Annotated in this window: 19 protein-coding genes; 6 read left to right on the forward strand and 13 right to left on the reverse strand. The window is 42.9% G+C overall.

Annotated elements, in window-relative coordinates; all coding sequences use genetic code 11:
- Positions 1–314 precede the first annotated feature (314 nt).
- The 4 genes from ACH0BF_RS03905 to ACH0BF_RS03920 all read right to left on the reverse strand — a co-directional run bounded on the left by ACH0BF_RS03905 (position 315) and on the right by ACH0BF_RS03920 (position 3,663).
- On the reverse strand, positions 315–782 hold the full coding sequence (locus ACH0BF_RS03905; RefSeq protein WP_120034958.1) for an S-ribosylhomocysteine lyase: 468 nt from the start codon (positions 780–782) through the stop codon (positions 315–317).
- A 60-nt stretch (positions 783–842) separates the two neighbouring features.
- Entirely contained in the window at positions 843–1,379 is a 537-nt protein-coding gene (locus ACH0BF_RS03910) for a hypothetical protein (RefSeq protein WP_406908888.1), read from the reverse strand.
- A 423-nt stretch (positions 1,380–1,802) separates the two neighbouring features.
- The gene (locus ACH0BF_RS03915; RefSeq protein ID WP_120034962.1) at positions 1,803–2,483 is read right to left on the reverse strand and encodes a response regulator; all 681 of its coding nucleotides are present in this window, start codon (positions 2,481–2,483) and stop codon (positions 1,803–1,805) included.
- Between the two features lie 25 nt (positions 2,484–2,508).
- Positions 2,509–3,663, reverse strand: coding sequence for a sensor histidine kinase (locus ACH0BF_RS03920; RefSeq protein WP_120037961.1), 1,155 nt, complete (start codon positions 3,661–3,663; stop codon positions 2,509–2,511).
- Between the two features lie 434 nt (positions 3,664–4,097).
- On the opposite strand from ACH0BF_RS03920, the gene ACH0BF_RS03925 reads away from it, so the two are divergent.
- Both ACH0BF_RS03925 and ACH0BF_RS03930 read left to right on the forward strand, forming a co-directional pair.
- Positions 4,098–4,739 carry a YigZ family protein gene (locus ACH0BF_RS03925; protein WP_340852192.1) on the forward strand — a complete coding sequence of 214 codons (642 nt, stop codon included), beginning with the start codon at positions 4,098–4,100 and terminating at the stop codon, positions 4,737–4,739.
- Positions 4,740–4,875: 136 nt separating this feature from the next.
- Complete coding sequence (locus tag ACH0BF_RS03930; protein ID WP_120034966.1) at positions 4,876–5,856, forward strand: LCP family protein; 981 nt, start codon at positions 4,876–4,878, stop codon at positions 5,854–5,856.
- A 68-nt stretch (positions 5,857–5,924) separates the two neighbouring features.
- On the opposite strand, the gene ACH0BF_RS03935 is transcribed toward ACH0BF_RS03930, so the two are convergent.
- Positions 5,925–6,974 (reverse strand): glycosyltransferase family 4 protein, encoded by a 1,050-nt coding sequence (locus tag ACH0BF_RS03935; RefSeq protein WP_120034968.1) that lies wholly within the window; start codon positions 6,972–6,974, stop codon positions 5,925–5,927.
- Positions 6,975–7,343: 369 nt separating this feature from the next.
- Between ACH0BF_RS03935 and secA2 the strand changes: the two genes are divergently transcribed.
- Positions 7,344–9,701: an accessory Sec system translocase SecA2 gene (gene secA2 / locus ACH0BF_RS03940; protein WP_340852189.1), complete on the forward strand. Its 2,358-nt coding sequence runs from the start codon at positions 7,344–7,346 to the stop codon at positions 9,699–9,701.
- A 2-nt stretch (positions 9,702–9,703) separates the two neighbouring features.
- Positions 9,704–10,606: an accessory Sec system S-layer assembly protein gene (locus tag ACH0BF_RS03945; RefSeq protein WP_340852188.1), complete on the forward strand. Its 903-nt coding sequence runs from the start codon at positions 9,704–9,706 to the stop codon at positions 10,604–10,606.
- 132 nt (positions 10,607–10,738) lie between these two features.
- Here ACH0BF_RS03945 and ACH0BF_RS03950 read toward each other — a convergent pair whose 3' ends face one another.
- Positions 10,739–11,932, reverse strand: a complete 1,194-nt coding sequence (locus tag ACH0BF_RS03950; protein ID WP_406908889.1) for a phosphodiester glycosidase family protein — start codon at positions 11,930–11,932, stop codon at positions 10,739–10,741.
- 327 nt (positions 11,933–12,259) lie between these two features.
- Between ACH0BF_RS03950 and ACH0BF_RS03955 the strand changes: the two genes are divergently transcribed.
- Together ACH0BF_RS03955 and ACH0BF_RS03960 are read left to right on the forward strand one after the other, a co-directional pair.
- A complete protein-coding gene (locus ACH0BF_RS03955) occupies positions 12,260–13,705 on the forward strand; it encodes an MBOAT family O-acyltransferase (protein ID WP_120034976.1) in 1,446 nt (481 codons plus the stop codon).
- 11 nt (positions 13,706–13,716) lie between these two features.
- Positions 13,717–14,754: a hypothetical protein gene (locus ACH0BF_RS03960; protein WP_120034978.1), complete on the forward strand. Its 1,038-nt coding sequence runs from the start codon at positions 13,717–13,719 to the stop codon at positions 14,752–14,754.
- Between the two features lie 107 nt (positions 14,755–14,861).
- On the opposite strand, the gene ACH0BF_RS03965 is transcribed toward ACH0BF_RS03960, so the two are convergent.
- The 7 genes from ACH0BF_RS03965 to ACH0BF_RS03995 form a co-directional block, all read right to left on the reverse strand.
- On the reverse strand, positions 14,862–16,736 hold the full coding sequence (locus tag ACH0BF_RS03965; RefSeq protein WP_340852186.1) for a C40 family peptidase: 1,875 nt from the start codon (positions 16,734–16,736) through the stop codon (positions 14,862–14,864).
- Positions 16,737–16,920: 184 nt separating this feature from the next.
- The gene (locus ACH0BF_RS03970; RefSeq protein ID WP_340852185.1) at positions 16,921–18,933 is read right to left on the reverse strand and encodes a penicillin-binding transpeptidase domain-containing protein; all 2,013 of its coding nucleotides are present in this window, start codon (positions 18,931–18,933) and stop codon (positions 16,921–16,923) included.
- Between the two features lie 90 nt (positions 18,934–19,023).
- Entirely contained in the window at positions 19,024–19,980 is a 957-nt protein-coding gene (locus ACH0BF_RS03975; protein ID WP_340852184.1) for a DMT family transporter, read from the reverse strand.
- 141 nt (positions 19,981–20,121) lie between these two features.
- On the reverse strand, positions 20,122–22,083 hold the full coding sequence (locus ACH0BF_RS03980) for a hydantoinase B/oxoprolinase family protein (protein WP_120034986.1): 1,962 nt from the start codon (positions 22,081–22,083) through the stop codon (positions 20,122–20,124).
- A 13-nt stretch (positions 22,084–22,096) separates the two neighbouring features.
- Positions 22,097–24,184, reverse strand: a complete 2,088-nt coding sequence (locus ACH0BF_RS03985; RefSeq protein ID WP_182917025.1) for a hydantoinase/oxoprolinase family protein — start codon at positions 24,182–24,184, stop codon at positions 22,097–22,099.
- Between the two features lie 148 nt (positions 24,185–24,332).
- Positions 24,333–25,313 (reverse strand): 5-oxoprolinase subunit C family protein, encoded by a 981-nt coding sequence (locus ACH0BF_RS03990; protein ID WP_406908891.1) that lies wholly within the window; start codon positions 25,311–25,313, stop codon positions 24,333–24,335.
- A 2-nt stretch (positions 25,314–25,315) separates the two neighbouring features.
- Entirely contained in the window at positions 25,316–26,200 is an 885-nt protein-coding gene (locus tag ACH0BF_RS03995; protein ID WP_406908893.1) for a 5-oxoprolinase subunit B family protein, read from the reverse strand.
- Between the last annotated feature and the right edge of the window lie 5 nt (positions 26,201–26,205).

Here is a 26,205-nt window from a genome sequence, read left to right on the forward strand (position 1 = left end):
GAGGAACGCCACTTCACCATTTCGTCTTATGCTTGTCGCTCCAGTGCAGGCGGCTTCGCTTTTATTCTATCCAGCTCCGCCTCCTTGGAGCTCGAGGTCATATGCCGACCTGGTTGTGTGGCTGAGGAACGCCACTTCACCATTTCGTCTTATGCTTGTCGCTCCAGTGCAGGCGGCTTCGCTTTTATTCTATCCAGCTCTGCCTTCTTGGAGCTCGAGGTCATATGCCCGACCTGGTTGTGTAGCTGAGGAACGCCACTTCACCATTTCGTCTTATGCTTGTCGCTCCAGTGCAGGCGGCTTCGCTTTTATTCTTAAAATACTTCCGTCCACTCTTCGCGTTTTGATAGCATATACCGGGCAAGTTCTTTTGCTCCTTCAAGGCTGTGGCTAGCCGCCCATCCGCATTGCACTTCGTTGCAGGCAGGAACTTCTGTTGCTTCGAGTACATCTTTTAATGTGGCTTCTACAATGCGCAAAATGTCATCAAAATCTTCGTGGTTAATGACGGATAAGTAATAGCCTGTCTGACATCCCATCGGACTAATGTCTACAATTTTATCCGAATGGTTGCGGCTGAATTCCGCCATCATATGCTCGAGGGAATGAATGGCAGGCATGTCCATATGTTCTTTATTTGGCTGGGAAAAGCGCAGATCATATTTGTAAATTTGATCTCCATTGATCCCTTCTTTTTTGCCAGCAAGCCGAATATAAGGTGCTTTTACTTTCGTATGGTCAAGGTTAAAGCTTTCTACGTTCATCTGTTTTTGTTCTGCCATCATGATCGCTCCTTTATCAGAAAGTTAACTCTATTATATCAGTTCTCCTGAACATTTGGACTATTTCATCGCAGATAAAGCGGTTTGTTTCCAACCGTCTTTCTCTTTATTAAACTTCATCACTTGCCGCGTCGTTTCTGCGACTTCCTTTCCTGTCTGCAAATCTTTTGTGACAGATTTCATTGCCACGAATATATAAGCCTCTTTTTTCTTATCATCATACTTAATGATAGCTGTATGTTGAGGTTCCATTTTTGCATCAAATGTATCAAATACCTTTTTCACGTAAAGACGCTCTTCCTCATAATTGCGTTCTGTATTTTTAGAAATGGTCTCCATATATGCATCGAGATCTTTTCCGTTAAAGGCATCTACGTGCTGGGCAAGCGTCTTCATTAACTCCTCTTTTTCTTTTGGAGGCACATTATCTACATCTTCAATTGGCTGCTGTTTCGTTTCCTCAGGCTGATCAGCTGCCGGCTTAGGGTCTTCTGCTGCTTGTGATTGATCTGCCTTTTCTTTCTTTGCCTCTTCATCACCACATCCAGCCAAGAGAATCCCGGCCAGCAAAGCAGGCACCATTAATCTTCGTATCAACGTCTTCACGTCCTTTCTGCCCTATTGTATGTCAAGTTGCCCTTTTTCCTCAACTGCTGAACATAGAAAAAATTAGCGAATTGCGTGGGCAGGAGGAATGGCACTTCAAAGCTTGATTACTGATTAAAGCACCGACCGGCTACTTGCCGGGCATCCGAACGGTGCTTGCTGATCAATGCGGGCAAGTATCCTTCATAGAAATAGAAATAGGGATCGGTCAGGCCGCCAAAGAGGCATCCCTGGATGCTGACGCACCGCCTCTCCTTCAGGCCCCATCTGCCAGCCTCTCATTTACTTCCCCCCTGCACAGTGTTTTTTCCCCTTAATCGAAAACTCCTTATATGATGTGTAATGGCCTAGCTAAGTACCGCTAAAACCTTCCACACTAAAAAAGCAGCAGGCATGACTACCTGCTGCTTCCATTTATCTAACCTCTACCCAGCCTTTTTTAATAGCAGTAACAACAGCCTGTGTTCGGTCATTTACATTCATTTTCTGTAGAATATTGCTGACATGGTTTTTAACCGTTTTCTCACTGATATATAATGCTTCGCCGATCGCTCGGTTGCTTTTTCCATCTGCAAGAAGCTGAAGCACTTCACATTCGCGTCGAGTGAGCAAATGAAGCGGACGACGCACTTCTGTTTGTTGGAACCCTTTTCCTTTTCCTTCATCATTGGCCAGACGGCGATAATCAGAAATCAGATTATGTGTTACGCGCGGATGCAAATAAGAACCGCCATCAGAAACAACTTTAACAGCTTCAATTAATGCATCGGCATCCATTTCTTTTAACAGATAACCCATAGCTCCTGATTTCAGTGCATGCGTCACATAATTCTCATCATCATGAATGGAAAGGATAATCACTTTTGTATCCGGGAACTTTACTACGAGTTCACGTGTCGCCTCCACACCATTCACCTCTGGCATATTAATATCCATCAAGACGACATTTGGATGGTATTGCTCAATCAGTTCAACAGCATCCTTGCCATCGTCCCCTTCCGCTACTACTTCGAATGATTCCTCGAATTCTAAAATCCGCTTAACCCCTTCACGGAATAATTGATGGTCATCAATAATAACGATTTTCGTTGTCATTGGTCTTCCTCCCTTAATTCAATCTCTACTCTACAATTGGAACACGAATCATCACAAGTGTTCCTTCGTCCGGTTTAGAATGGATAGAAAGGTCACCTTCCAACAATTCAAGGCGTTCTTTCATTCCCATAATGCCGAACGAACTGGTCTTTTTCTCTCTTATATCAAATCCTTGACCATTATCTTTAATAACAGCCAGCACTTGATGTGCTTTTATTTCTAGTTTTACCGTAATGGATGTCGCTTCTGAGTGCTTTAATGCATTCTGCACCGATTCCTGTATGAGCCGGAATAAAGCGACTTCCAATTTGGACGAAAGCCGTTTTTCGCTTCCCATATTTGTAAAATGAATTTTTGTCGATTTTTTTAATGATTGTACATGTTCCTCGACGGTTGCCAAGTATTTTTTCAATGTGGGAACAAGACCAAGATCGTCGAGAGCCATTGGGCGTAGATCATAAATAATCCTGCGGACTTCGTACAAAGCGGAGCGAACCATTTGTTTCAAGTTGCGAATTTCTTTAAATGCTTCATCCACACCCCGTTCTCTATACAGCCGCTCAATCAAATCAGATCTAAGCAGCACGTTTGCCATCATCTGCGCCGGACCATCATGTATTTCACGCGATAACCGCTTTCGTTCTTCTTCCTGCGCCTCCATAATTTGCAGGCCGAATTCCTGTTTTAAACGGGCATCCTCCAGTACTTCGCCGATTTGCTTCATGTCTTGTGTCAAATAATTTAAGACAACAGATACTTGGGAAACGAGATGCTCTGCTCGTTCGATTGTCGATTCAATCGTCGACAATCTTCTTTCCAAGTCGTTCCTTTTTTCAAGAAACTGCTTCTCCCTTTGCCGGGAAACGAGCAGCTTCATTTGCAGATCGTGAGCTTTTTCGTAGGCCTTACGGACAGTCTCTTCAGAGTATGTATGAAAATTTTGACTCACTTCCGACAAACGGTTCCTAGCCATTTTGACCTTTGTTTCAAGTTCATCTTGTTCATCAATTAACTGATGCACCTGAATACGGACTTGTTCGAGTTCTCCCAGCAAGGATTCATAGTCGTGTCTGCTCTGCTCAGCAATCGCGAATAATTCTCCTTTACTCTGGTCTACCGTCACAATCATTTTTTTTAAAATGGTATCTAAAAGTGATGTATTGGTGTTTTTAGCAGCCATCATTAGGTAATCCCTTCCTCGACATCCCTATTTTACCTTTATTTCATCTATATCACTATGATGAGGATAGGTATTTGTATAAAATCCCTCTAAAAGACCCTTAAAAATTAAAATCTCTGGGAGAGAGGAGCTTATATAGAACTACTTTTCCGATAAGTTATCGTAGTTTTAAAAAGGACCTCTTTACCACTTTAACCCGTCTACTTGGCGATTATACAACATTGAGGATGCATTCATTATATCATGACTGAATTTCCTATACATTAAAGTTTAATTACTATTGCGTTAAAAAGATTTCCATTTGCGTACAAAGAACCATATGGCTTTGCTCCTCTCCTTTTTTCATATATCATAAGAATGATTAGTACCCATCTTTTTGTCGTTTAAACATATTATTTGCCTAATTTTCAAATTTTTTATTGGAGGAATGAACCTTGCTCCCTCATTATTATACCGTTAAGGGCTACGGCGAAGAGGAAATCGTTATACAGAAATCCCGCTTTATCGCCTACGTCACCCGTGCAGAAACCGAAGAACAAGCTCAGCAATTTATTGCTGAAATCAAAAAGAAAAATTGGAATGCTACTCATAATTGTTCTGCTTACATGATCGGTGAGACGAATCATATCCAAAAAGCAAATGATGATGGAGAACCGAGCGGAACAGCCGGCCTTCCTATTCTCGAAGTGTTAAAAAAACGCGGTTTAAAAGATACAGTCGTTGTCGTTACTCGTTATTTTGGCGGGATTAAGCTCGGCGCAGGCGGTCTTATCCGCGCATATGGAAAGGCTGCTTCTGAAGGGATCGATGCGGCAAAAGTTGTTGAACGCCGGCTGATGCAGATCATGGAAATTGCGATTGATTATACTTGGCTTGGCAAAGTTGAGAATGAGCTGCGATCCTCTGTCTATTCTATCAAAGACATTCATTATCTCGATAAAGTAACGGTAGAGACATTTGTCGAGGAAAATCAAAAGGAAACATTTACTGACTGGATGACAGAATTAACGAATGGCCAGGCTGTCATTCAAGAAGGTGCGCTTCTCTATCAGGAGAAAGTTGTCAAATCTTCATAGAATTTTAGCGAATATGCCAAAAATTAAATTTACGCCTGCTGCGTTTCATAGTAAAATGTTACTTGGCCTCTGGAGAATGATAACTATTTGAATAGTTGATTCTTGCCGCATTACTCTATTGAAGGAGCTAAACTATATGTCATCAGATAGACAGCGTTTGCAAAAACGCAAAAGACAGAGAAAAAAGCGTCGCGTTGCTTTTTTCATCCTATTGCCTATCGTATTTCTCACATTCACAGCCGCCGGCTACGGTGCCTTTTTATATAAAAAAGCAGAAACTATTTTTACAGATTCTTATATGGATGATGGCCGTAAAAAATCGGACTTGCGTGATGCAGAAGTTCATCCGCTTAAAGATAACATTTCCATCTTATTTATCGGGATTGATGAAAGTGATGTGCGTACAAAAGAAGATAAGACACGCTCAGATGCCTTAATGCTGGCTACTTTAAATGTAAAAGATAAGTCCATTAAATTACTTAGCATTCCGCGTGATTCCTATGCATATATTCCAGAAGTCGGCTACAAAACAAAGATTAATCATGCGCATGCTTTTGGCGGGCCAAAAGCAACCATTGATGCCGTTGAGGACTTACTGGATGTTCCTGTTGATTACTACGTCCGCATGAATTTTTACGCGTTTATGGACGTGGTTGATGCCTTGGATGGTATCAAGTTTAACGTTCCTTATAAGCTGTCAGAGAAAGATTCTAACGATCGCCATAATGCCATCAAGCTTGAACCTGGCCTTCAAGAATTAAATGGCGAAGAGGCTTTGGCTTTAGCGCGGACCCGCCATTATGATAATGATATTGAGCGTGGCAAACGTCAGCAGCAGCTATTGAGAGCCGTGATTAAAAAAGCAACCTCTTTCAACTCGATTACAAAATATGATGAAATTCTCGAGGCAGTTGGCTCCAACATGAAAACCAATATGACATTCAGCGAAATGAAGTCGCTTATCAACTATGGGAAATCAGGAAATATAGAATTTGAATCCCTCACCTTAATCGGTGATGATGATAAAATGTCTAATGGCGCTTATATTTACCGTCTTGATGAAGACGAGCTCGAAGTCGTCAAACGTAAACTTGCCCGTCACCTAGAAATTGACTAACCAACGAATGAAAAGCGTAGCCCGCCCAAAAAAGCTGTCGGATGATCCGACAGCTTTTTTTCGTAGGCTTAATTCTTTTTATCGCGAACACGCATAAAGTTAAGGAGTGGCTTGTAATTAGAGCTAACAAGACCGATACTTTCAACGAACAGCTCGATAGCAATCACAATCACTGCAATCATAATAAATGCACCCCAAATGGTTGCCATAGAAAAAATAACAGCAGCTAAACCAAACATAGAGGCGATTGCATAAATAATAATTACCGTTTGCTTATGAGTGTATCCCATGCGCAGTAAACAATGATGCAAATGTGATTTGTCAGGGGCCGATAAAGGCTGTTTGTTTACTTTTCTTCTAACGATTGCAAAGAATGTATCAGAAATAGGCACACCGAGAATAATAATTGGGATAATTAGTGAAATAACGGTAATATTTTTAAAGCCAAGCAAAGAAAGGACGGCAATAATGTAGCCAAGAAACAGAGCGCCCGTATCTCCCATAAAAATTTTGGCTGGGTGAAAGTTGTAACGCAAAAAGCCAAATGTGCTTCCTAAAACAAGCAAAGCCATGCTCATTACGTATATATCGCCCTTCATAAATGCCATCAGGCTGATGGTTAACAGGGCAATGGATGATACGCCTGCCGCCAGTCCATCCAGCCCATCGATTAAATTGATCGCATTTGTAATGCCGACGATCCACAGAAGAGTCAATGGTACGCTAAGAACTCCAAATTCCATTTCACCGCCAAATGGCAGAGTAATGAATTCCATCTTTACACCGCCGTATAACACAACAACGAGAGCAGCAAGCAGCTGCCCTCCCAGCTTTACTTTCGCCGATAACTCAAACCGATCATCAAGTACACCTGTTATAATAATAATCACACTGCCAATAACGATAGCAGCATTAAAGGGCGACTGCGGTTTCAATAAAAGTAAGCCGATCATAAAACTAATAAATATCGCTAATCCCCCCATACGGGGCATAACTGTTTCATGGACTTTCCGATAATTCGGCTTGTCGATCGCACCGACAGCAATAGCCATCTTCTTTACGAGCGGGGTGATCGCGAGCGATAGTAATACACACATCAAAAAGGCAAAGAGAACCATGAAGTACCTCCTCTAGCTATACAGACGAGTTTTGCATTTTTTCTTCCATATAAATTAACAGCATTTAACATCAGCATGCTGCTAATGACTTGCTTATTTTATTTTCCCTCATAAATTCATTTCACTTCAACATTATAATGGTAATTCAAAATAACTTCTATAAAAACAAGTAAATTCGCTATTTTCTTTTTCCTGTTTTGCTGGCTCTCTAAACGCTTTTCCCTCTAACCTTGTACATAGCTTTTGCTTTATTTTTACAGAGACTTAGATATATTAGTCAATCGATTCTTCTTTTGGTAAAATAAAATAATGATTTAACTATCCCACACTGCACTTAATTGAAATTTCTCCAAGGGAGCGTAAAGATATATGATTTCGTTTTTTAAAAAGCTGGGCGATTCAAATGATCAGCGTTTAAAGAAGTATTACAAAACAGTAGAAGAGATCAATGCGCTGGAAGCTGATTTTGAAAAGCTTTCAGATGAGGAATTAGCACATATGACCGTCGTCTTCAAAGAAAGGCTCGCAAACGGTGCAACCGTTGACGAAATCAAGGCGGAAGCCTTCGCTGTGGTCCGCGAAGCTTCTAAACGCGTGCTTGGCATGCGTCACTACGATGTGCAGCTAATTGGCGGAATGGTGCTTACAGAGGCAAATATCGCTGAAATGGCGACAGGTGAAGGGAAAACTCTCGTCGCTTCTTTACCAAGCTATTTGCGTGCTCTAGAAGGAAAAGGTGTACACGTTATTACAGTTAACGATTACTTGGCAAGCCGTGACCGGGAGACCATCGGCCCGCTTCATGAATTCCTCGGATTGACAGTCGGTCTCAACTTGCCGCTGATGGATCCTGCTGAAAAACAAAAAGCTTATAAGGCCGATATTACGTATGGAGTCGGCACGGAATTCGGGTTTGATTATTTGCGTGACAATATGGTATGGCACCCTTCTCAGCGTGTGCAACGCCCATACCACTTTGCGATTATTGATGAAGTAGACAGTGTCTTAATTGATGAAGCGAAAACACCGCTGATTATTGCTGGTAAAATGCCGGCAAGCGCTGATCTTCATGTTATTGGGGCCCGTGTTGCCAGCCGTTTTGTGAAGGACGAAGATTACCATTTGGATGACGAGACAAAGGCGGTCAGCCTCACTGAGCAAGGGATTGAAAAAGTAGAAAAAGCGTTTGGTATCGATAATTTGTACGAGCTAGAACACCAGACATTGTATCATTATATGATCCAAGCTGTGCGTGCCCATGTCATGTTTGAACGGGATGTTGATTATATTGTGAAAGACGGAAAGATTTTGCTCGTTGATATGTTCACTGGGCGAACAATGGAAGGCCGAACATTGAGTGATGGACTCCATCAGGCAATTGAAGCAAAAGAAGGCTTGGAGATCACCGATGAAAACAAAACACAAGCCTCCATTACCATCCAAAATTACTTCCGAATGTACCCTTATCTTTCCGGCATGACAGGTACAGCAAAAACAGAAGAAAAAGAATTCCAGCAAGTGTACAACATGCAGGTCATTCAAATCCCTACAAACCGCCCTAAACAACGGATAGATAGACCAGATAATATTTATGTGACGGAAGAAGCAAAATATAAAGCAGTAACAGAAGAAGTAAAAAAGCGGCATGCCACGGGCCAGCCAGTCCTCGTCGGCACGACCTCTATTCTTCAATCGGAAAAAGTAGCTGAATATTTTAAAGAAGCTGGACTGTCTTTTGAACTGCTCAATGCAAAAAGTGTAGAGCAAGAAGTTGAGCTCATCTCCAGATCTGGTCAAAAAAACCATATTACAATTGCTACTAATATGGCTGGGCGTGGCACGGACATTCTTTTAGGCGAAGGAGTTGCCGAGCTTGGCGGACTCTTCGTGCTAGGGACCGAACGCCATGAAAGCCGCCGGATTGATAACCAGCTCAAAGGCCGCTCTGGCCGGCAAGGAGATCCGGGAGAGAGCCAGTTCTTTATCTCACTAGAAGACACGATGTTCCGCCGCTTTGCGAAAGAAGATATAGAAAAACTCGAGAAAAAACTGCAAACAGATGCCGATGGAATTGTGCTCAACAAAAAGATGCATGAATTTGTAGACCGTGTTCAGCGCATCGTAGAAGGCGCCAATTTTTCTATGCGCGAATATAATTTAAAGCTGGATGACGTAATTAACGAACAGCGCGGCATTATATTCGGCCTTCGCAATAAGGCGGTTGATTTAGATGAACATTTTGACCGTTTTCTCTCTATTCTGCAGGAAGCTGTGCGCAATGAAATAGACCGCCTTTGCCCCGAGGACGAACCTTCTGATGAATGGCAGGTGGACCAACTGGCAGGCAATATCAGTGCTTTGCTAGGCAGCCGCCCGGTTCAGCTACCAGAAGAAGTCATAAACAGAAAAGAAATCGAAGAGGTTGTGGAGCAGTCTTTATCTGCCTATGTATCAGCACTTACTGCAGCGTACCAAACAGAATGGGATGAATACATTAAGCGCATTATTCTCTCCACAATCGACCGGCTCTGGGTCGAACATCTAGAGAATATGACTCGTTTAAAAGAAGGAATTGGCCTTCGCTATTACCAACAGGAAGATCCAATGAGAATTTATGCACGCGAGGGGCTTCAGCTGTTTACAGATATGCACCATCAGCTCCAAAAAGAGATTGCCATCCAATTCGGCCATCTCGTTAAGGAATTAAATAGTGAGGAGTTGCAATAATTATGTTTTCATTTTTTAAAAAGAAGCAAAGCGATTCAGATCAATTGAAGAATGATGGACGTGAAAGTGCCATCGCATCAAGCGAATTAACAGATAGCACAGCTGCAGAATCTGCTGAAGAAGTAGAAACTGAGCTGTCTATTCATCCATCGTCTACTATCCCTAAAGAGCAAATGTATGTCTTGCGCTTTTTAAACAACGAACTCCCGCCTTTAAAAGCGAACCAGCTGTCCCTATCCGGCATTGAATGGGATGAGCAGCCAGAAGGACTAGCTGTCTCCGCTTTCGTGCGCAACTCTGTTGAGAAAGGCATTCAGCTCGGCAAGGTGCCTCTCTTATTGATTAATGAGAAAAATGAGGTTAAAGCCAGACATGAGTTTAATCTGGCAGAAATAGGCGAAATTCCTGCTAAAAGCAGCCGGCCGTGGACATTTATTTTTCCTGCCTCGTCCATTGAAAAACAAGTAGGCCTAGAGAAAGAAAATTGGACATTAGCTTTTGATTTAACATCTAAGGAGCACAAGTTGGATTTGGCTGATTCCTGGAAGGAAGTTTTACCGGAAGCAGAACAAGAAAAACTCCAGCAGATTGTTGAACAGCTTGGTGATCCGGGGAAAAATGAATTGAATTTTACCGGGCTCCAGGCAAGACGAGCGGAGGATGGTACATTCCATGTTACTGTTCTCATTCGCAATGGGTATGATCGCTCGATCAATATTGAACAGCTGCCGTTGCAAGTATTGGATAGCCACAAGGAGATCATTGCCGAAGGGCAATTTAACGTAGGAAATCTGGAAATCAAAGCAAATACAACGAAGCCATGGTCCTTTATTTTTCCAAAAGAGCTATTAAAAAATGAAACTCCTGATCTTTCAAGATGGAGCGTACACGTGAAAAGCAACTAACTTGTTCACTTCTAATCTTTAAAGCTGTCAGCATCCAACTGACAGCTTTTTATATTTAATCGAAGAAATAAGCAGCGATCATTTGGCGCTAAAAATAAAAAAAGAGGCTTTATGAAAGCCTCTTTCCTATTCTTATTTAGCTTGAAATATTTCTAAAATAGCAGAAACTGTTCTTTCTCGGCCGTCTGAAGGTATGTTCAATACTTTCGCCTTGCTAGAACCGATGGCACGGCCAGCCATTGTGGTTGACCCTCCGCCGTCCAAATTTAATGCTTGATAGCCACCCAAGCTTTTTAAGTAGCCGGCAAATTCCATTAGTGTCATGCCTGCACTTCTTTTTTGACGGCCGTCCACAGTGACAAAATACACCTTTTTCCCCGAACGATCAACCATTATGGCCGAGCGCGGCGCCCTTGCACGTGCATTGGGACTCTTTGTTGACATGGTCATCGCTACTTTCCCTTTTTGAACAAGCAGCGGGCCACTGGCTAGCATGAAACGGCTGTCCTTCCATTTTTCTTCCGGATTAATTGTTAATGAAACAGGATCTCCTGTCTTCAATGATTTCAATAACTGAGTTTTCTCTCCATGCGCTGATAGCACAAATCCATTTTTAGGGATCACGGAGCTTGAACGCTCGCCATATTTTCTAATAGCTGTTACCTTTCCTGTAACAGGCTCACCGAATTTTGCACCTGGATCCAGCGGATGATCAAGACCCTCGACCGTCACTTCATAGCCATACGGGTTCGTTCTTGTATTGTTGAACTTCATACTTCTTGTATAAAGAATCAACTCTTCTTGTTCACGGGATTCATTATAGCCTGTTATAGGAAAAGCAGCCTTTTTCGAATTTGCGGTCATAGACAACCGGAAACGGTCAATCATCGCTGCCCCGTCTTTCTTCACACCGAATGCAGCCGGCACATACATATAATCCGTGTTTTTATTCGATACGGCTCCCAGATTGTCCAGTTTGTTCTCTTTAACAAGTAAATAAGCCGGCTCTCTCGTACTAAAATGGAAAAAGGAAGCATTGATCGCTCCAAGTTGTCTCTGCCCTGTCGGCATTTGGCGGTTAGATAAAGCAGATACTTTATTAAGACGATAATACGGCATGGGCAGATGATAAGAGATGCTGTGTCCCCTTTTCGTTAAGTCTGCTGCCATAATATTAATCGACTGATATTTCCCATTCACTTTTGTATAGACATGTCTCCAATTGACGCCATTGCTCAATGCTGTTGTTTTAGCCAGACTCTCCATCGGGAAAGCTAGCAGCAGGACAAGCAAAAAAAGCAGCAGTCCTGTTTTTTTCTTTCGCAAAACTATGTCCCCCTCTTTTTCTAAACTAGTACAATTATACCAAACTGCCAATCTATTTTGACCACTTTTTCCCAAAAAGAAAAAGCATCTGCTCATTAAGAGCAGATGCTTCCGGGCCATCCAACCGTTGCCACTTCATTATTGTCAAATTACAAAACAGAAAACTATACTTTTATTGTACCATATCTCTTCATTTTCACAAGAAATATTTTCATTTACTGGATATAATATCTTAAAGCGAGAAAATAACGTGTCATTGTATTCATTTGGTGATTATAGTATGATTAGTTCGCCATTATTTTCCGATGTTTTTTGGAGGAGATCCACTTGATTTTTAATTCATTTGAATTTATTTTTCTGTTTCTTCCTATTGTTTTATTGGTTTACTTCCTATTTAATAATTGGAGTTTTACACTTGCTAAAGCATGGCTTCTTGGCGGTTCCTTATTTTTCTATGCTTGGTGGAACCCGCTATACTTACCGCTCATTCTTTGTTCACTCGTTGTAAATTTTATCGTCGGTACATTGCTTGGCAAACAATATTCTGTTTCCAGAAAAAAATTAATTTTAACGAGCGGCATTATCTTCAACGTTGTCCTGCTCGGCTATTTTAAATACTATGATTTTTTCATGGAAAATATCAATTTCCTATTTAATGAATCTATTCCTTTGAAACAACTGATTTTGCCGCTGGCCATTTCTTTTTATACGTTTCAGCAAATCGGTTATTTAGTGGATTCTTTTCGCGGCGAAACAAAAGGATACAATTTTTTAGACTACTGTTTGTTTGTTACATTCTTTCCGCAGTTGATTGCCGGTCCGATTGTTCATCACAGTCAAGTAATGGGACAGTTCCAGCAAAAGGAAAACCGCCGATTAAATCCGCAGAATTTTGCGCTTGGATTGCTTATATTTAGCATCGGTTTGTTTAAAAAAGTCATCATTGCTGATTCTTTCGCAGTCTGGGCTAACAAAGGATATGCACTAGCTGATCAGTTGACATTTGTGGATGGATGGATGACAGCACTCGCTTATACGTTCCAGCTTTATTTCGATTTTAGCGGCTACTCTGATATGGCAATTGGTGCTGGCCTGTTATTTAATATTCATTTGCCTAAGAACTTCTTTTCTCCTTACAAAGCGCTCGATATTCAGGATTTTTGGAGGAGATGGCACATTACGTTAAATACCTTTTTAACTCAGTATATTTATATTCCGCTCGGTGGCAGCCGCAAAGGAGCGGCTAGGACTTATATCAATATACTGATCATTTTCTTCATAAGTGGTTTTTGGCACGGAGCCGGCTGGACCTTTATCATTTGGGGAATGATGCACGGGATAGCAAGCGTTATTGCTCGTGCATGGAAACGCGCTGGGCATTCGATGAATAAATGGCTTGCCTGGTTTATTACCTTTAACTTCGTAAATCTATCATGGGTATTCTTCCGATCTCCTGATTTTGAAACGGCCCTCCATGTATTAAAGAGCATGTTTGGGCTTAATGGCGTCTATTTACCTAAAGAAGTGATTGAAGCGTTACATATTCCGCTTGGCAGTCCGGTTTTATTTAATTTTGAACTCGGCAGTTCATTCCTAGAGGTACTGCTTTACATTATTGGCGGTTTTCTCATTGTTTTATTTGCTAAAAACTCCATTCAATGGAGAGATGAGTTTGAGCCTAAAAAAACCATCGCTTTGTATGCTTCTGTTCTTTTTCTTTATTCTGTGATGCAATTACAACAAGTGACCGCTTTCCTCTATTTTAACTTTTAAGGTGGATCATCATGAAACAAGCTAAGCAATTTATCGTTATTTTTTTTCTCCCTGTTATTTTTGTTTTGAGTGGAATGGCTGCTTTTAACTTTTATATAGATCCCTATTGGACCTATGGGCATAATCACTCGTACAATGATCATCAAATATCTGTGGATGAACGGGAGCAAAAGACAAACCGAATTTACTTTCAGGATTTTTCCTACGATACTATTATTCTCGGGAGCAGCCGGACGACCTATATTAATCAAAATCGTTTTAAAGGCATGAAAGCTTATAATTTTGCTGTAAACAACATGTCCATTAGAGAATATGATACTTTTTTGCAATTTGCAAAGGAGCAAAGCACACAAAAGGTTAAACGCGTTATTATTGGCGTTGATTTTTTCAAATCTAGCATCCAGGAAAGTGAACAGCCCATTTCTTTGAAAAACTATGAAGCCAAAGTGCAGCAGCGATTTTACCGTGCCAGAAACTTGATTTCTTCAGACATTTTCAAGTACTCTCTGCAAAACTTTAACATGTCCAAAAGCAATGAGGTCAATGACCTGCGTGTCTATGACCGCTATAATGTGGCCTCTGCTAAAAATATCAATACAAAAGAAAAACTAAAGAACACATCAGAAAAGATTGAACGGTTTCGAGATGAGTTTTACGGAAGAAATTATCAATATAACCCAAGATATAAAGAATATTTAATGCTCTTTAAAAAACGCCACCCGGATGTTGAATTTATTATTTTTACCACGCCGATTTCAGCGAAGCTCTTTCAAACCATGGTTGAAGAAGGGCAACTGGATGATTATGAACGCTGGCTGCGTGATGTAACGGATGTGTTTGGCGGCGTGTACAATTTTATGTATCCCAATAAGGTAACACTTGACCTTGATAATTATCTTGATGGCCACCACTTCTATCCACATGTTGGCGATCAAATTGCAAACCGCATCTTGCAAGGACCTGATGTGAAAAACAGCTCGTTTGGTGTATATGTAACAAATCAAACGATTGACGATCACCTAAGAAAAGTCGAGCAACTGGCAAGATAAGAAATTGCTTTAGAGGGCCAACTTTTATATCTAACTGGCTTTATATAAAGCTTCCTTCCTATTTAAATAACAAGCAAGGAGATGGGATACACATCCCATCTCCTTTATTAATAGAACCGCTTAAAGCTGTCAAACCGCTGTTTAAAGTATGAGTTATCTAAACTTGTAATGGTAATCCCCTGGGAGGAGCTTGCCTGAATAAATTGATTGCCTCCTATATATATCCCCATATGCGAAATTCCTTTTTTATACGTATTCGCAAAGAAAACAAGATCTCCTACTTGCGGCTTGCTCACCAAATAAGAACGACTGTAATAGCCATCTGTACTTGTTCTAGGGATATTCTTCCCGGCTTTGTTAAAAACATAATAAATAAAACCGCTGCAGTCAAAGCCCGAGGGCTGAGCGCCTCCCCAGACATATGGGGTACCGAGATGCTTTTTAGATTCCGCAATTAAGGCCGTGATGGAAAAAGACGTACCGGAAGAATCGGGCTTGTTAGAAGATGGCTTATCCTCTTCTGTTGCCCCGCCTGCTACCTTCAGTTTTTGACCAACGAATATGACGTCAGACGTTAGTTTATTCAGCTGTTTCAACTTAGCTACACTCATTTTATATTTTTTTGCAATTAAGCTTAAGGAGTCCCCACTTTTTACTGTATAAGTGCCCGTGGTCGAAGGGTTTGTTACAGGTAAAGTTGGAGTCGGCTTTGGTGTTGATGGCTTCGGTGTAGTAGTCGCCGGCTTGCCGCTTACTTTTAATTTCTGACCAACGAATATGACGTCAGACGTTAAGTTATTCAGCTGTTTTAATTGCGCTACACTCATCTTATATTTTTTAGCAATCAAGCTCAAGGAGTCCCCACTTTTTACTGTATAAGTGCCTGCTGACGGCGGATTCGTTACAGGAGTGGTTGGTTTTGAAGCTGGTGGCACAGTAGCAGGCGGCTTTGATTGGCCACTTACTTTTAACTTTTGACCGACGAATATTATATCGGACGTTAAGTTATTCAACTGCTTTAGTTGCGCTATGCTCATTTTATGATTTTTAGCAATTAAGCTTAAGGAGTCGCCGCTTTTTACTGTATAGGTTCCCTTAGCAGCAGGCGTCGTTACAGGCGCAGTTGGTTTGGGTGCTGCTGGCGTGACAACAGCTGGCTTGCCGCTTACCTTCAGTTTTTGACCGGCATAAATCATATGAGACGTCAGCCCATTCAACTTTTGCAGCTCGGCGACTGTCATATGATGCGCTTTGGCGATGGCACTGAGTGAATCACCGCTCTTTATCGTGTAAGTGCCTGAGGAAGCTATTTTAGTAGTCATCGTGGACGGTTGACTCTTTGAAAGCGGCTGGCCGCTTACTTTTAGTGTTTGGCCGGCATAAACTGTGTTGTTTTTGAGATCATTCAACTCTCGCAGCTGGGCAGAATCCATCTGATAGGCTTTTGCGATCGCTCCTAATGTATCGCCATTTTGAACTATGTAGGTTCCTGTAGCGACCACCTGCTTGGCGCCGGCCTCAACTGCAGGCTTTGCTGCTTTTGTATGAGATTCCGCCGAAGGCAGCGGGCGCTGAACAGCAGGCGGCTGACTAGCGGCAGCCTCTCCGGTCACTTTCAACTCTTGACCGATCACAATATTCTGGTCTTGGAGCTCATTCATTTGCTGTATCTCTGCTTCATTCATTCCATAGAGCTTAGCAATAGAATGGATCGTCTCCCCCTCTTTGACAATATGGGTTCTTGTAGAAATAGTGACAGCGCTCTTAGATACCTGCAAGATCTGGTTTTCTTGCAAGTCACTCGTTTTTAAGCCGTTTAACTCCTTGAGCATATCGACATCCATTTCATATTGCTTGGCAATGCTGTACAATGTTTCACCGGGTTTGACGACATGCTGTTCAGCCGCATGAACGACGGTAGCCGCTCCCGCCCCGGTGGAAAGAAAAGCAGCTGTTGATAGTGTAAATAAACTTTTTCTCATCTCAAACCCCTTATCACCGGAAAAATCCGTTTTCTTTTTTAATATCGGTTATCTTTCATATTTTTTAATTTCGACAACAAGATCTATACAAATTACTTCTACAAGAGGAAAGGATTACCTTCTAGAATGTAAAAAAAAGCCGCCGAAAAAACGGGAAAATCCGCTTTTTCTGGCGACTCACTATTTAAGAGCTTATTTCTTTCCACTTAAGGAAAACTTGCTTGCTTACGCCGATAGCTGCTTTACTTCCCCCTTCCTCTTCAGCCCCTTCTACCATCAAAGCCATAATAAAGGCTGGATTTTTCTGATCGTATGCAACAAAAAGGCCATTTTCTTTGCCGGTTGTTCCCTGTTCCAATTTTATTTCAGCTGTACCCGTCTTACCAGCGAGTGCAAAGCCTGGCATGTCTGCTTCTTTCGCCGTTCCTTTTTGGATAACGAGCCGTAGATCTTGCTTTAACAACGCAGCTGACTCTTTAGAAAGAAGGTCTTTCTTCCATACGTCTGCTTTTTCTCCGACATAAAGCTGCGGCTTCATCATCACACCATCATTTACGATCGCACCATAGGTAGAAGCAAGGTGCAGCATACTTGTCAGCACTTCTCCTTGCCCATATCCTGTATCACCAAGCAAGATCTCTTTATCTAATGATCCACTGTTGGAAATTTGTGACGCCCTTATCGGATAGGCAAACGGGAGTTTTTCAGCGAAGCCAAAGGAACGAAGCCCGTTAGCCATTTTTTCCTTCCCCGCTTCAAGAGCGGTTTGTGCAAAATAAATATTATCAGAGTATACAAACGCTCTCTGAAGATTGATTGGCTCTCCTGGGTCTTTTACCCTTGTTACGGAGTAACTGCCCCACGATGCATCTTTTTGCCAATGAAGGCCTTTAATCGGTCGTTCTTCCGCTGGATCAAGCGTACCAGCCTTCAGTCCGATTGCTGCTGTAATCGGCTTAATGGTTGAACCAGGTGCATACGTAGCGGCGAACCGATTTAAAAGCGGTTTGGCCGGATCATTTTCAAGCTCCTCGTAACGGCTGCCTGACACCCCAAGAACAAATTCATTCGGATCAAATGCTGGGGAGCTGACGAGCGCTAATACTTCACCATTTTTTGGATCAATAGCCGCTGCTGTTCCAGGCTTCCCTTTTAATTGTTCATAAATCGTCTTTTGCATCTCTGCATTGATCGCTACTTTAATATCTTTTCCGTTTTTCGGAGGCTTTTCTGCAACTGTTACTGGTTCACCTTTTTCCTTTTCAATATAAATTCTTTTGCCATCTTGAGCATGGAGCTCCTCTTCCAGCAACTGCTCCAGCCCACGTTTGCCTACCTTGTCTTGTTCACTATACCCTTTTGATTTTAGCTTCTTTAATTCTTCACTGTTAATATCGCCAATATAACCAGTTAAGTGCCCTAAGGCTTCTTTATAAGGATATTGGCGCATCGTTATTTCTTCTACAGCAAATCCTGGTATTGTCCGCAGCTGCTGAAGCTTCTTATTGTCATAGGCAGATATATTTTTCAAAGGGACAAAATGACCAGGCTGCACCCAACTTTGCTTCAACTGTTTGTCAATAAACTCCGTCTTAATGCCAAGCAACTCGGCTAATTTGCTTTTAGCTGCTGTATCATTATCTATTTCTCCTGCCTTCACTCCTGCTGAATAGCCTTGTCCGTTAACAGCCAATGAATTGCCGTTGCGGTCAAAAATCTGTCCGCGGCTTCCTTTCCTTGTCTCGATTCGAATCTTATCGCCCTCCTCCATTTGCGGGAAGATATAAGAAGGATTCCAATCGATAAACCAGGCTTCTTCCTTATCCGTTTCTTCCTTCTTCAACGTAGCTTTCTTTTTAAAAGAGACAGGGCCGGCACTTGTATCCATTTGGACGTTGATCGGAAGAACGGCTTTTTCCCCCTTCCAATCTTTTTCTTCTTTCGCAAGCGGCGTTACTTTTATACTTTTTATTCCCAAGCTCTTATAGATAGTTTGATAACGGTCAACATAGTCTTCCTTCTTAACCTTTTCTTTCGTAGAAGGAGCTACATAGCTTTTGTACATTTCTGCAAAATTTTGATCATTCCACAACTTTGTATACTCATTCAGCCGCTCCTCCGGTGAAGCCAATTTGTTGCAGCCGGCTAAACTGAAAAGCAACACTAGCAAGCCGGTTAAAAATAGATATTTTCGCATTCTTGCACCCTCCGATTTAAATTCAACATTCTGCCGAATTTCTCTCTCATCGTACTTTCTCCTTATTATAACAAACAAAGCGCCTGACACTTAAGTGCCAGGCGTTATTTGTTTGGCATGGGAAACATAGCTGTGCAGCACCATGCCGATGACAATTAATATCATGCCGGCAATAGAAATAGGGGCCGGTAAAGGGGCCGATAGCAAAGCCATCTCTCCAACAACGGCAAATAAAACTTCTAACGATTGAGTGGCCTCTACGGCTCCCAGCTTGCTCATATTGCCTCTTACAAGGTCAGTCGCGGCAAAAAATAAGACGGTAGCAAAAACGCCTGAAAAAAGAGCGACCAATCCTGATTGCCCAACTTGACTTTTACTAGGCCATCCATCCACGTACATAGCTACTCCTGAGAGGATGAGCCAAAATGGCAAGCTCGCCAGTGTCATACCAAGTACGCGTTGGTAAGCATCGAGGCGGTTAGAGCAAACATCCATCATTTTACGATTCCCAAGCGGATAAGCAAATGATGCTACAATAATTGGCAACATGCATAGCAAAACAGCCTCCAAAGACAATTGCCGTGCGTGCTCAGCCTGCATAAGAGCAACCCCGGCCAGTATAATAAATGACATCGCAAGTCCTCTGAATGGAATCTTCCCTCTTACCTCTTTTGGTCCGCTTGGCGTTTGGATTGTTATGTAAAAAAGCGGCACCAATAGGGAGCCGGAAATGATTGTTACTTGCCATGTACCCGCAATTAGCCATCCCGGTCCATAAGCCGCCGCAAAACAAAGCGGAGCATAAAATAAACCGAACCCAATTGTGCTCCATAATAGCCAGGCAGAGGGGTTCTTTCTCATTTCTGCAAATAGCGGTCTAATCCCCTTGCGACTGCCAACGATTACGGCAAGCAACGGCACCATAAATAAATACCGCAAAGAAGCGCTCCACATCCAGCTGCCTCCTTCTGCATCCATCAGCCGATTTAGCACAAATGTAAAAGCAAAAAAGAAAGCAGAAAGTACACCTAACATAATCGGTCTCATAAGATAGATCCCCCAATAACAAACAAAAACCTCTGCCCTCACTATAACGCACCTTTAATTTCACACGCAATGCTAAATTTTCAGAAAGCAATTGTTTTAACGAATAAAAGCAGCGGGGGATTTTCCCCCGCTGCTGCTTGGTTATGCCCAGTACGCAAGCGAACGCTGTTCGAGCATTTCCCGATTTTGTTCCGTTGTCTTTTTAAGAACCGTTTCAGTTGCCAAATCAACAATGACACCATATCTGCGAATTAAATCTAATTGATCAATTTCTCCGTTGCGATATTTGGAAAGGACACTGTCTACATCTTCTTTCAGCCAGCCTGCACGTGATTCACGGATAAATTGTCTTTCTGCCTTTGTAGCTTCCTCATCAATTTCAAACAGATCAATTTCCCTATCAATCTCATGAATAACAACACCGTAATCTTTCTTTGCGCGTTCAATAGAAACATATTCATCGATCACATCTTCCAGCACAGCTTTCGGGTCACGCTCAAGCGGATCACCAAGTCCGCCACCGCCAGCAGATGGCCTTGTAAATGTGTCACCTTTTTTTAGCTTAACGTTCGAGAAAATGGCACCTAAGAATTGGCCGTCTTCTTTGTCTTTATTTAACCAAGCACCGTGTGGGGTAGACGGAAGTCCGCCAAAGATTCCCCATGTAACGGAGCGGGAGCGGTCACAACAGTAAGACATGACTGTATCATTCGCATCTGTTAAGATCCCGCCTTTTTCTACCCCACAGCCGCCGCGGAATTGACCTGGACCTGCGGAGTCTGTGACGATTTCATGCTTCGTTGTAATGACTGGAGACAGGCGCTCTTGTCCTTCACAAGGCTGGATGCTGAGGCCGACACCAAAGACCGGGGACAGGGCGTTCGCTCCGTCACGCTTGTCACGGCCGCCGTGTCCGCCTGCCATCCAGTCATACCACATAAAGTAGTTGTCATAGCCTTGACGCTTATCCCAGCCGCCGATCAATAAATATTCCAGGTTGAAGGAGCAGGCGAGTGCGCGTTCCGGCATCACATGAGACCACAGCTCAAAGCAGGCATTCATAATTTTTTCGTATGCGCCCGAACAGAAGCCAGTAACCGCCACTGGCCAAGCTGCATTCACTACTGAATTTTCCGGCAAGTCCACATGCACTACTCGGTAAAAACCGGAGTTTAACGGGATATCCGGGAAGAATGTTTTTGTGCCGGCATAAGCGGCAGACATCGAAGACCCGAAGGCGGAGTTTAAGAAACAGCCGATATAATCATGGGAACCGGCTAAATCATAAAAAATTTCGTCACCTTTAATCGTCATTTTCACTTTAATTGGAATAAGACCATCGCCTACTTCTGGATCCATATCAATATAATCTGTTGTTTCCCACTCACCATCAGGAAGAGCAGCTACTTTTGCCCGCGCAAGGCGTTCTACATAATCCTGCACCTCCGCAAAAGCAGTTAAAATTGTGTCTAATCCGTATTTCTCCACAAGAGCAAGCAACTGTGTTTCACCCGTCTTTGTAGCCTCTGCTTGGGAGCGTAAATCACCAAGACGCTCTTCCGGAAGACGCATGTTGGAAACAAGAACGTTTGCCACGTCGTGTAAGTATTCGCCTTTTCTCCAAATACGCAGCGGTGGAATTCTCATCCCTTCTCCATAATGGTCTTTTGACGTAATATCGAAAGATCCTGGCACAGAACCGCCCATGTCTGCCCAATGGCCGTTCAACTGCATGAAAGCGATCAACTTATCTTCATAAAACACTGGGCGAATCACACGTGTATCGTTAAAATGGGTGCCGCCACGATACGGATCATTAACAATAAAAACGTCTCCCGGGTGAATATCGTCGCCGAAGTCTTCAATGACCGCTTTTGCTGTTAGGTGAAGCGTGCCAACGTGAACAGAAATGTCCTGCGTTCCCTGCATAACAGTATTCCCTTCCGCGTCGCACAAAGCCGCACTAAAATCGCGGTTGTAAATAACGAAGGAATAACAAGTCCTTAAGACTTGCTCGGACATTTGGTCAACTAAATTGACAAAACCATTTTTCAAAACCTCAAATGTAACAGGATCTAACTGGCTCTCAAATACTTTGCTCATATTCCCACCCCTTTTAGTTGGCTAATGTTGGTACTGTCGCGTCTTTTTCTTTTTGGCCTTCTTCTTTTTTTACAAACGACATAATAATGTTGCGATATTCATCTACTTTTACCGTGCAATATGGAGGCACAACAACCGTGGAATCAAGCTGGTCAATAATTGCTGGACCAGAGAATTCAGATAGAACAGGAATTTTCACACGGTCGTAAACAACTGTTTCTGTAAACCCTCCAGCTTCTTCAAAATATACTTCACGGGTTTCTTTCCGTGCGTCTTTTAATGTTCCGGACGGCTCTTCTTTATTGAATTCTGGTTTATTGACTGTTCCGATCGCCTCTACACGCAAGCCGTAAATTTCGATGCCTGTTGCCTCATCTCTGAAGGCGAATTCACGTTCATGCTCTTGATGGAAACGCTCAACTGCATTTTCAAGCGACTGCAGCGGACGATCCACAGTGACAGACAGCGTTCTCCATTGACCGACATAACGCATATCTACATAACGAATTAAATTCATATTTTCCGGCGCAATGCCCTCTTCTTCTAGCAAGCTGATCGCTTCTTTTTCCATTTCAATAAATTCTTTTTCTAAATCCTCTTTCTGAATCTCCGCTACGTTCGCTAAATATGTTTTCGTCACGTCATGGCGCACATCCACAAGCAAACATCCCATCGCTGCTGCCACTCCCGGGTGAGCCGGTACGATGACATGTGGGATCTCCATTTCTTTCGCCAGTTCTGCACCATGCAAGGCACCGGCCCCACCAAAGGCAACAAGTGCAAAGTCACGCGGGTCATAGCCGCGGCGGACAGAGATCAAACGGAGGGCGTCACACATATTTGCGTTGGCCACCTTAATAATCGCATCCGCTGCTTCGTATACGTTGTAATCCAGCTTAGAAGCTACAGTCTTTTCGATCGCTTTAACAGCTGCCTCTTTATCCAGTGTCATCTGGCCGTCAAGAAGCTTTGTGCCTAATCGCCCGAGCACAACGTTTGCATCTGAGTTTGTCGGCTCTGTTCCACCGCGTTGATAGCACGCAGGCCCTGGTACAGCACCAGCACTTTGCGGACCATTCCGTAAAGAACCGCCTTCATCGATCCATGACAAGCTGCCGCCACCAGCCCCAATGGTTAAAATCTCGATGCTCGGGAAGCCGATCGGATAGCCGTACTCAATGTACCAGTCTTTCGTTACACGCAAATCGTTCTCGTACATTAAGGAAATATCCGTACTTGTTCCGCCCATATCCAAACCGATGGCATTTTTAAAGCCGCACATATTAGCAATATGCTTACTTGCAATCGCTCCAGCCGCAATCCCTGAGCTTGCCAGACGGGCTGCATAGCGGGGAACTGTTTCTGACGTCATGACACCGCCTCCGGAATGAAGAACGAGAATGTCTCCTTTATAGCCAATCCCTTTCATTTCTTCTTCCAGTACTTTAATGTACTTGCTGATGGTTGGACCAAGAACAGCGTTTACGATCGTTGTGCTCATCCGCTCATGCTCAAAGATTTCCGGAAGTGTTTCAGACGACGTACAAATGTACACATCTGGCATTTCTGCTTGCAAAATTTCTTTCACGCGCTTTTCATTGTCGCCATTTACATAAGCATTCATGAAACAGATCGCAATGGATTCTACCTGACGCTTTTTCAATATTCGTGCAAGCTCTCGCACTTCATCTTCATTCACTTCTGTCATAATGTTTCCGGAATAATCTACCCGCTCTGTTACCTCAAATCGGTCACGGCGCTTAATATAAGGCTCAGCAACATCGTTATAAGCATCCCACAGATCAAGCTTTGTACCGCGGCGAATTTCCGTCACATCACGAAAGCCTTTCGTCGTAACGAGCGCAGCTTTTGGCAGCTTTCTTTCGATTAAGGCGTTTGTTCCAACCGTTGTTCCATGAGAGAACATCGCAATTTGATCGCCTGTCAGCTTCGCTTTAGCGATTCCGTCCATCATTCCTTTTTCCGGATTAGACGGAGTGGAAGACGTTTTTGTTACATAGATTTTCCCTGTTTTTTCATCGAATACGAATACGTCCGTAAATGTTCCCCCAACATCAACAGCTACATGATATTTACTCACTTGATCGCCTCCAGTATTTATTAAAAAAATAAATTTATTTATTAATTGATCGCTGATCCCTTTTAGTGCTTTTCGGCACCACCTCCTAAATTGAACAGCCTGAAATAGACGAAATATTCCGAATTTATTTTTGGCAGCAAGCGACTCGTCACGCTTGCTGGACATTTATTTTTACTTTTTCAATGAGCTGTTCTTTTTGGCGGCGTAATTGAAACGCCTGTTCCACTGTCACAGCATGAAAACGGACAACCGCTTGTGGCCTCGCTTGAGAAAGTACACTAATATCCGAGCTAATCACAGTTCCTGTTGTCACAAAGCCGCCTCCACCTGTGCCGTCATTCAACAGAATGATCAATTCCTCTTCATTTGGCACAATGACTCCGCCGATCGGATAAGGAATATCCACAATGTTTCCCGGACTGTTTCCCGATCCGAACGGAGCTGCTTCTTGGATATAACGAACACGCTCTCCGTGCAGGCGGTAGGCTACCCGGTTAGATTGCGGATGAATTTTCCACTCATTATTGAGCAGACCCGTTAGCCCTTCATCACTGATTCTTTCACTGGCAATGCCTAATACGAGATGAATATCAAGCTGCCGGCTAAAGACTGGCTTCATTTCATTTGATATACTTCTTCCGACCTGACGATGAACTCCCGGGAGCGGCTCATTGAGCGGGATCTGGTCGCCTTTCAAAAGCTTTCGACCGAGCACACCGGGAAATCCACTGGCGAAACAAGCAGAACGGCTGCCAAGCATTTCAGGAGTAGCAAGCCCGCCGGAAACAGTCAGATATGTAAAAATCCCTTCATAAATTTTCCCTATCGCTAGCACATCTCCGGAAGATACAGCTACCGGCTGCCAGAGTGGCAGCTTTTCTCCGTTTAGCTTCGCTTCTGCCGGTGCTCCGGTGAGCACGATGACTGTCTTTTTCCGAAACTCAATGACTGGACCTTCCAGCATTATTTCCAAGCCAGCGTAATCAGGAGGATTGCCAAGAAGGGCATTTCCCAATAAAAAAGAATGTTTATCTGCCGCTCCTGACGGAGGCACTCCCATATGGTAATGCCCAAAACGGCCGGTGTCTTGAATCGTTGTCTTTAAGCCTGGTTCCAGGATATGAAGCACAGTTAAAATCCCTCCATCAGTTGAGAAATGTAATGGATGCCGTTTTCATCATATTGCTCGGCAGAAAATTGAATGGGCTTTACCTTATACTCATATGTGCGCTTTTCCACCTCTTCACGAATGTTATAATACTCGGCTTCTGTTACCGGTCGATATTTCCATAAGTCTCCCGGTTTGGCGAGAAAGAATGAATCTCGGAAGATGGGCAGGCTTTGTCCTGTATCATACACAGGGACTGCTGATACACCGATTAGCTGGTAGCTTCCAGTAGATTCCGATGGGTAAACGACGGTGAACGCACCGCCTATGCCTAGGGCCTCGCTCGGTGTATACGGACGCGGACTAGAATATTTCGGTGCTTGAATAATGCGATTTTGCGGCACGCCGAGCGGAAATCCCCACGCGGTTCCAGGCTTAAATCCTAGTGATGTAATGAAATACGGCGGAGATGCATGGGCAGTGATAAAGGCCTCTACATCCGTAAATCCATTCGTTCTCATGACATATGCAAAGTCATCTCCCTCTGCTTCTGGCTGCAAATGCTGATATTTCTCTATCGTCTTCTTTGTCACTTTGTCGTTGTACCAAACAGGGATTTCAATGATCCGGCTGCTAAAATGCAATTCCGAACGATCACTCTTCTGCTGATCAATTTCTTGTAAATAATCAAGCAAATGATAAGGAGAAATGACATTCGGATCATAGCGGATCAAATAAGAGGCATTACTTGGATACACTTCAATCATGCCAGGAATATTGCGTTGTCTTAATTCATTTGTGATGGAAATGGCTTTGAAATTGCTCTCAATTCTCATTTCTGTTGAAATTTCTGCGTAAATATATTCATCACCGCAAAAATCAAATTTCGTTTCCGGAAAAATTAACACGTTGT

It is taken from the genome of Pseudobacillus sp. 179-B 2D1 NHS (assembly GCF_045370945.1).
Lineage (GTDB): Bacteria > Bacillota > Bacilli > Bacillales > Domibacillaceae > Pseudobacillus.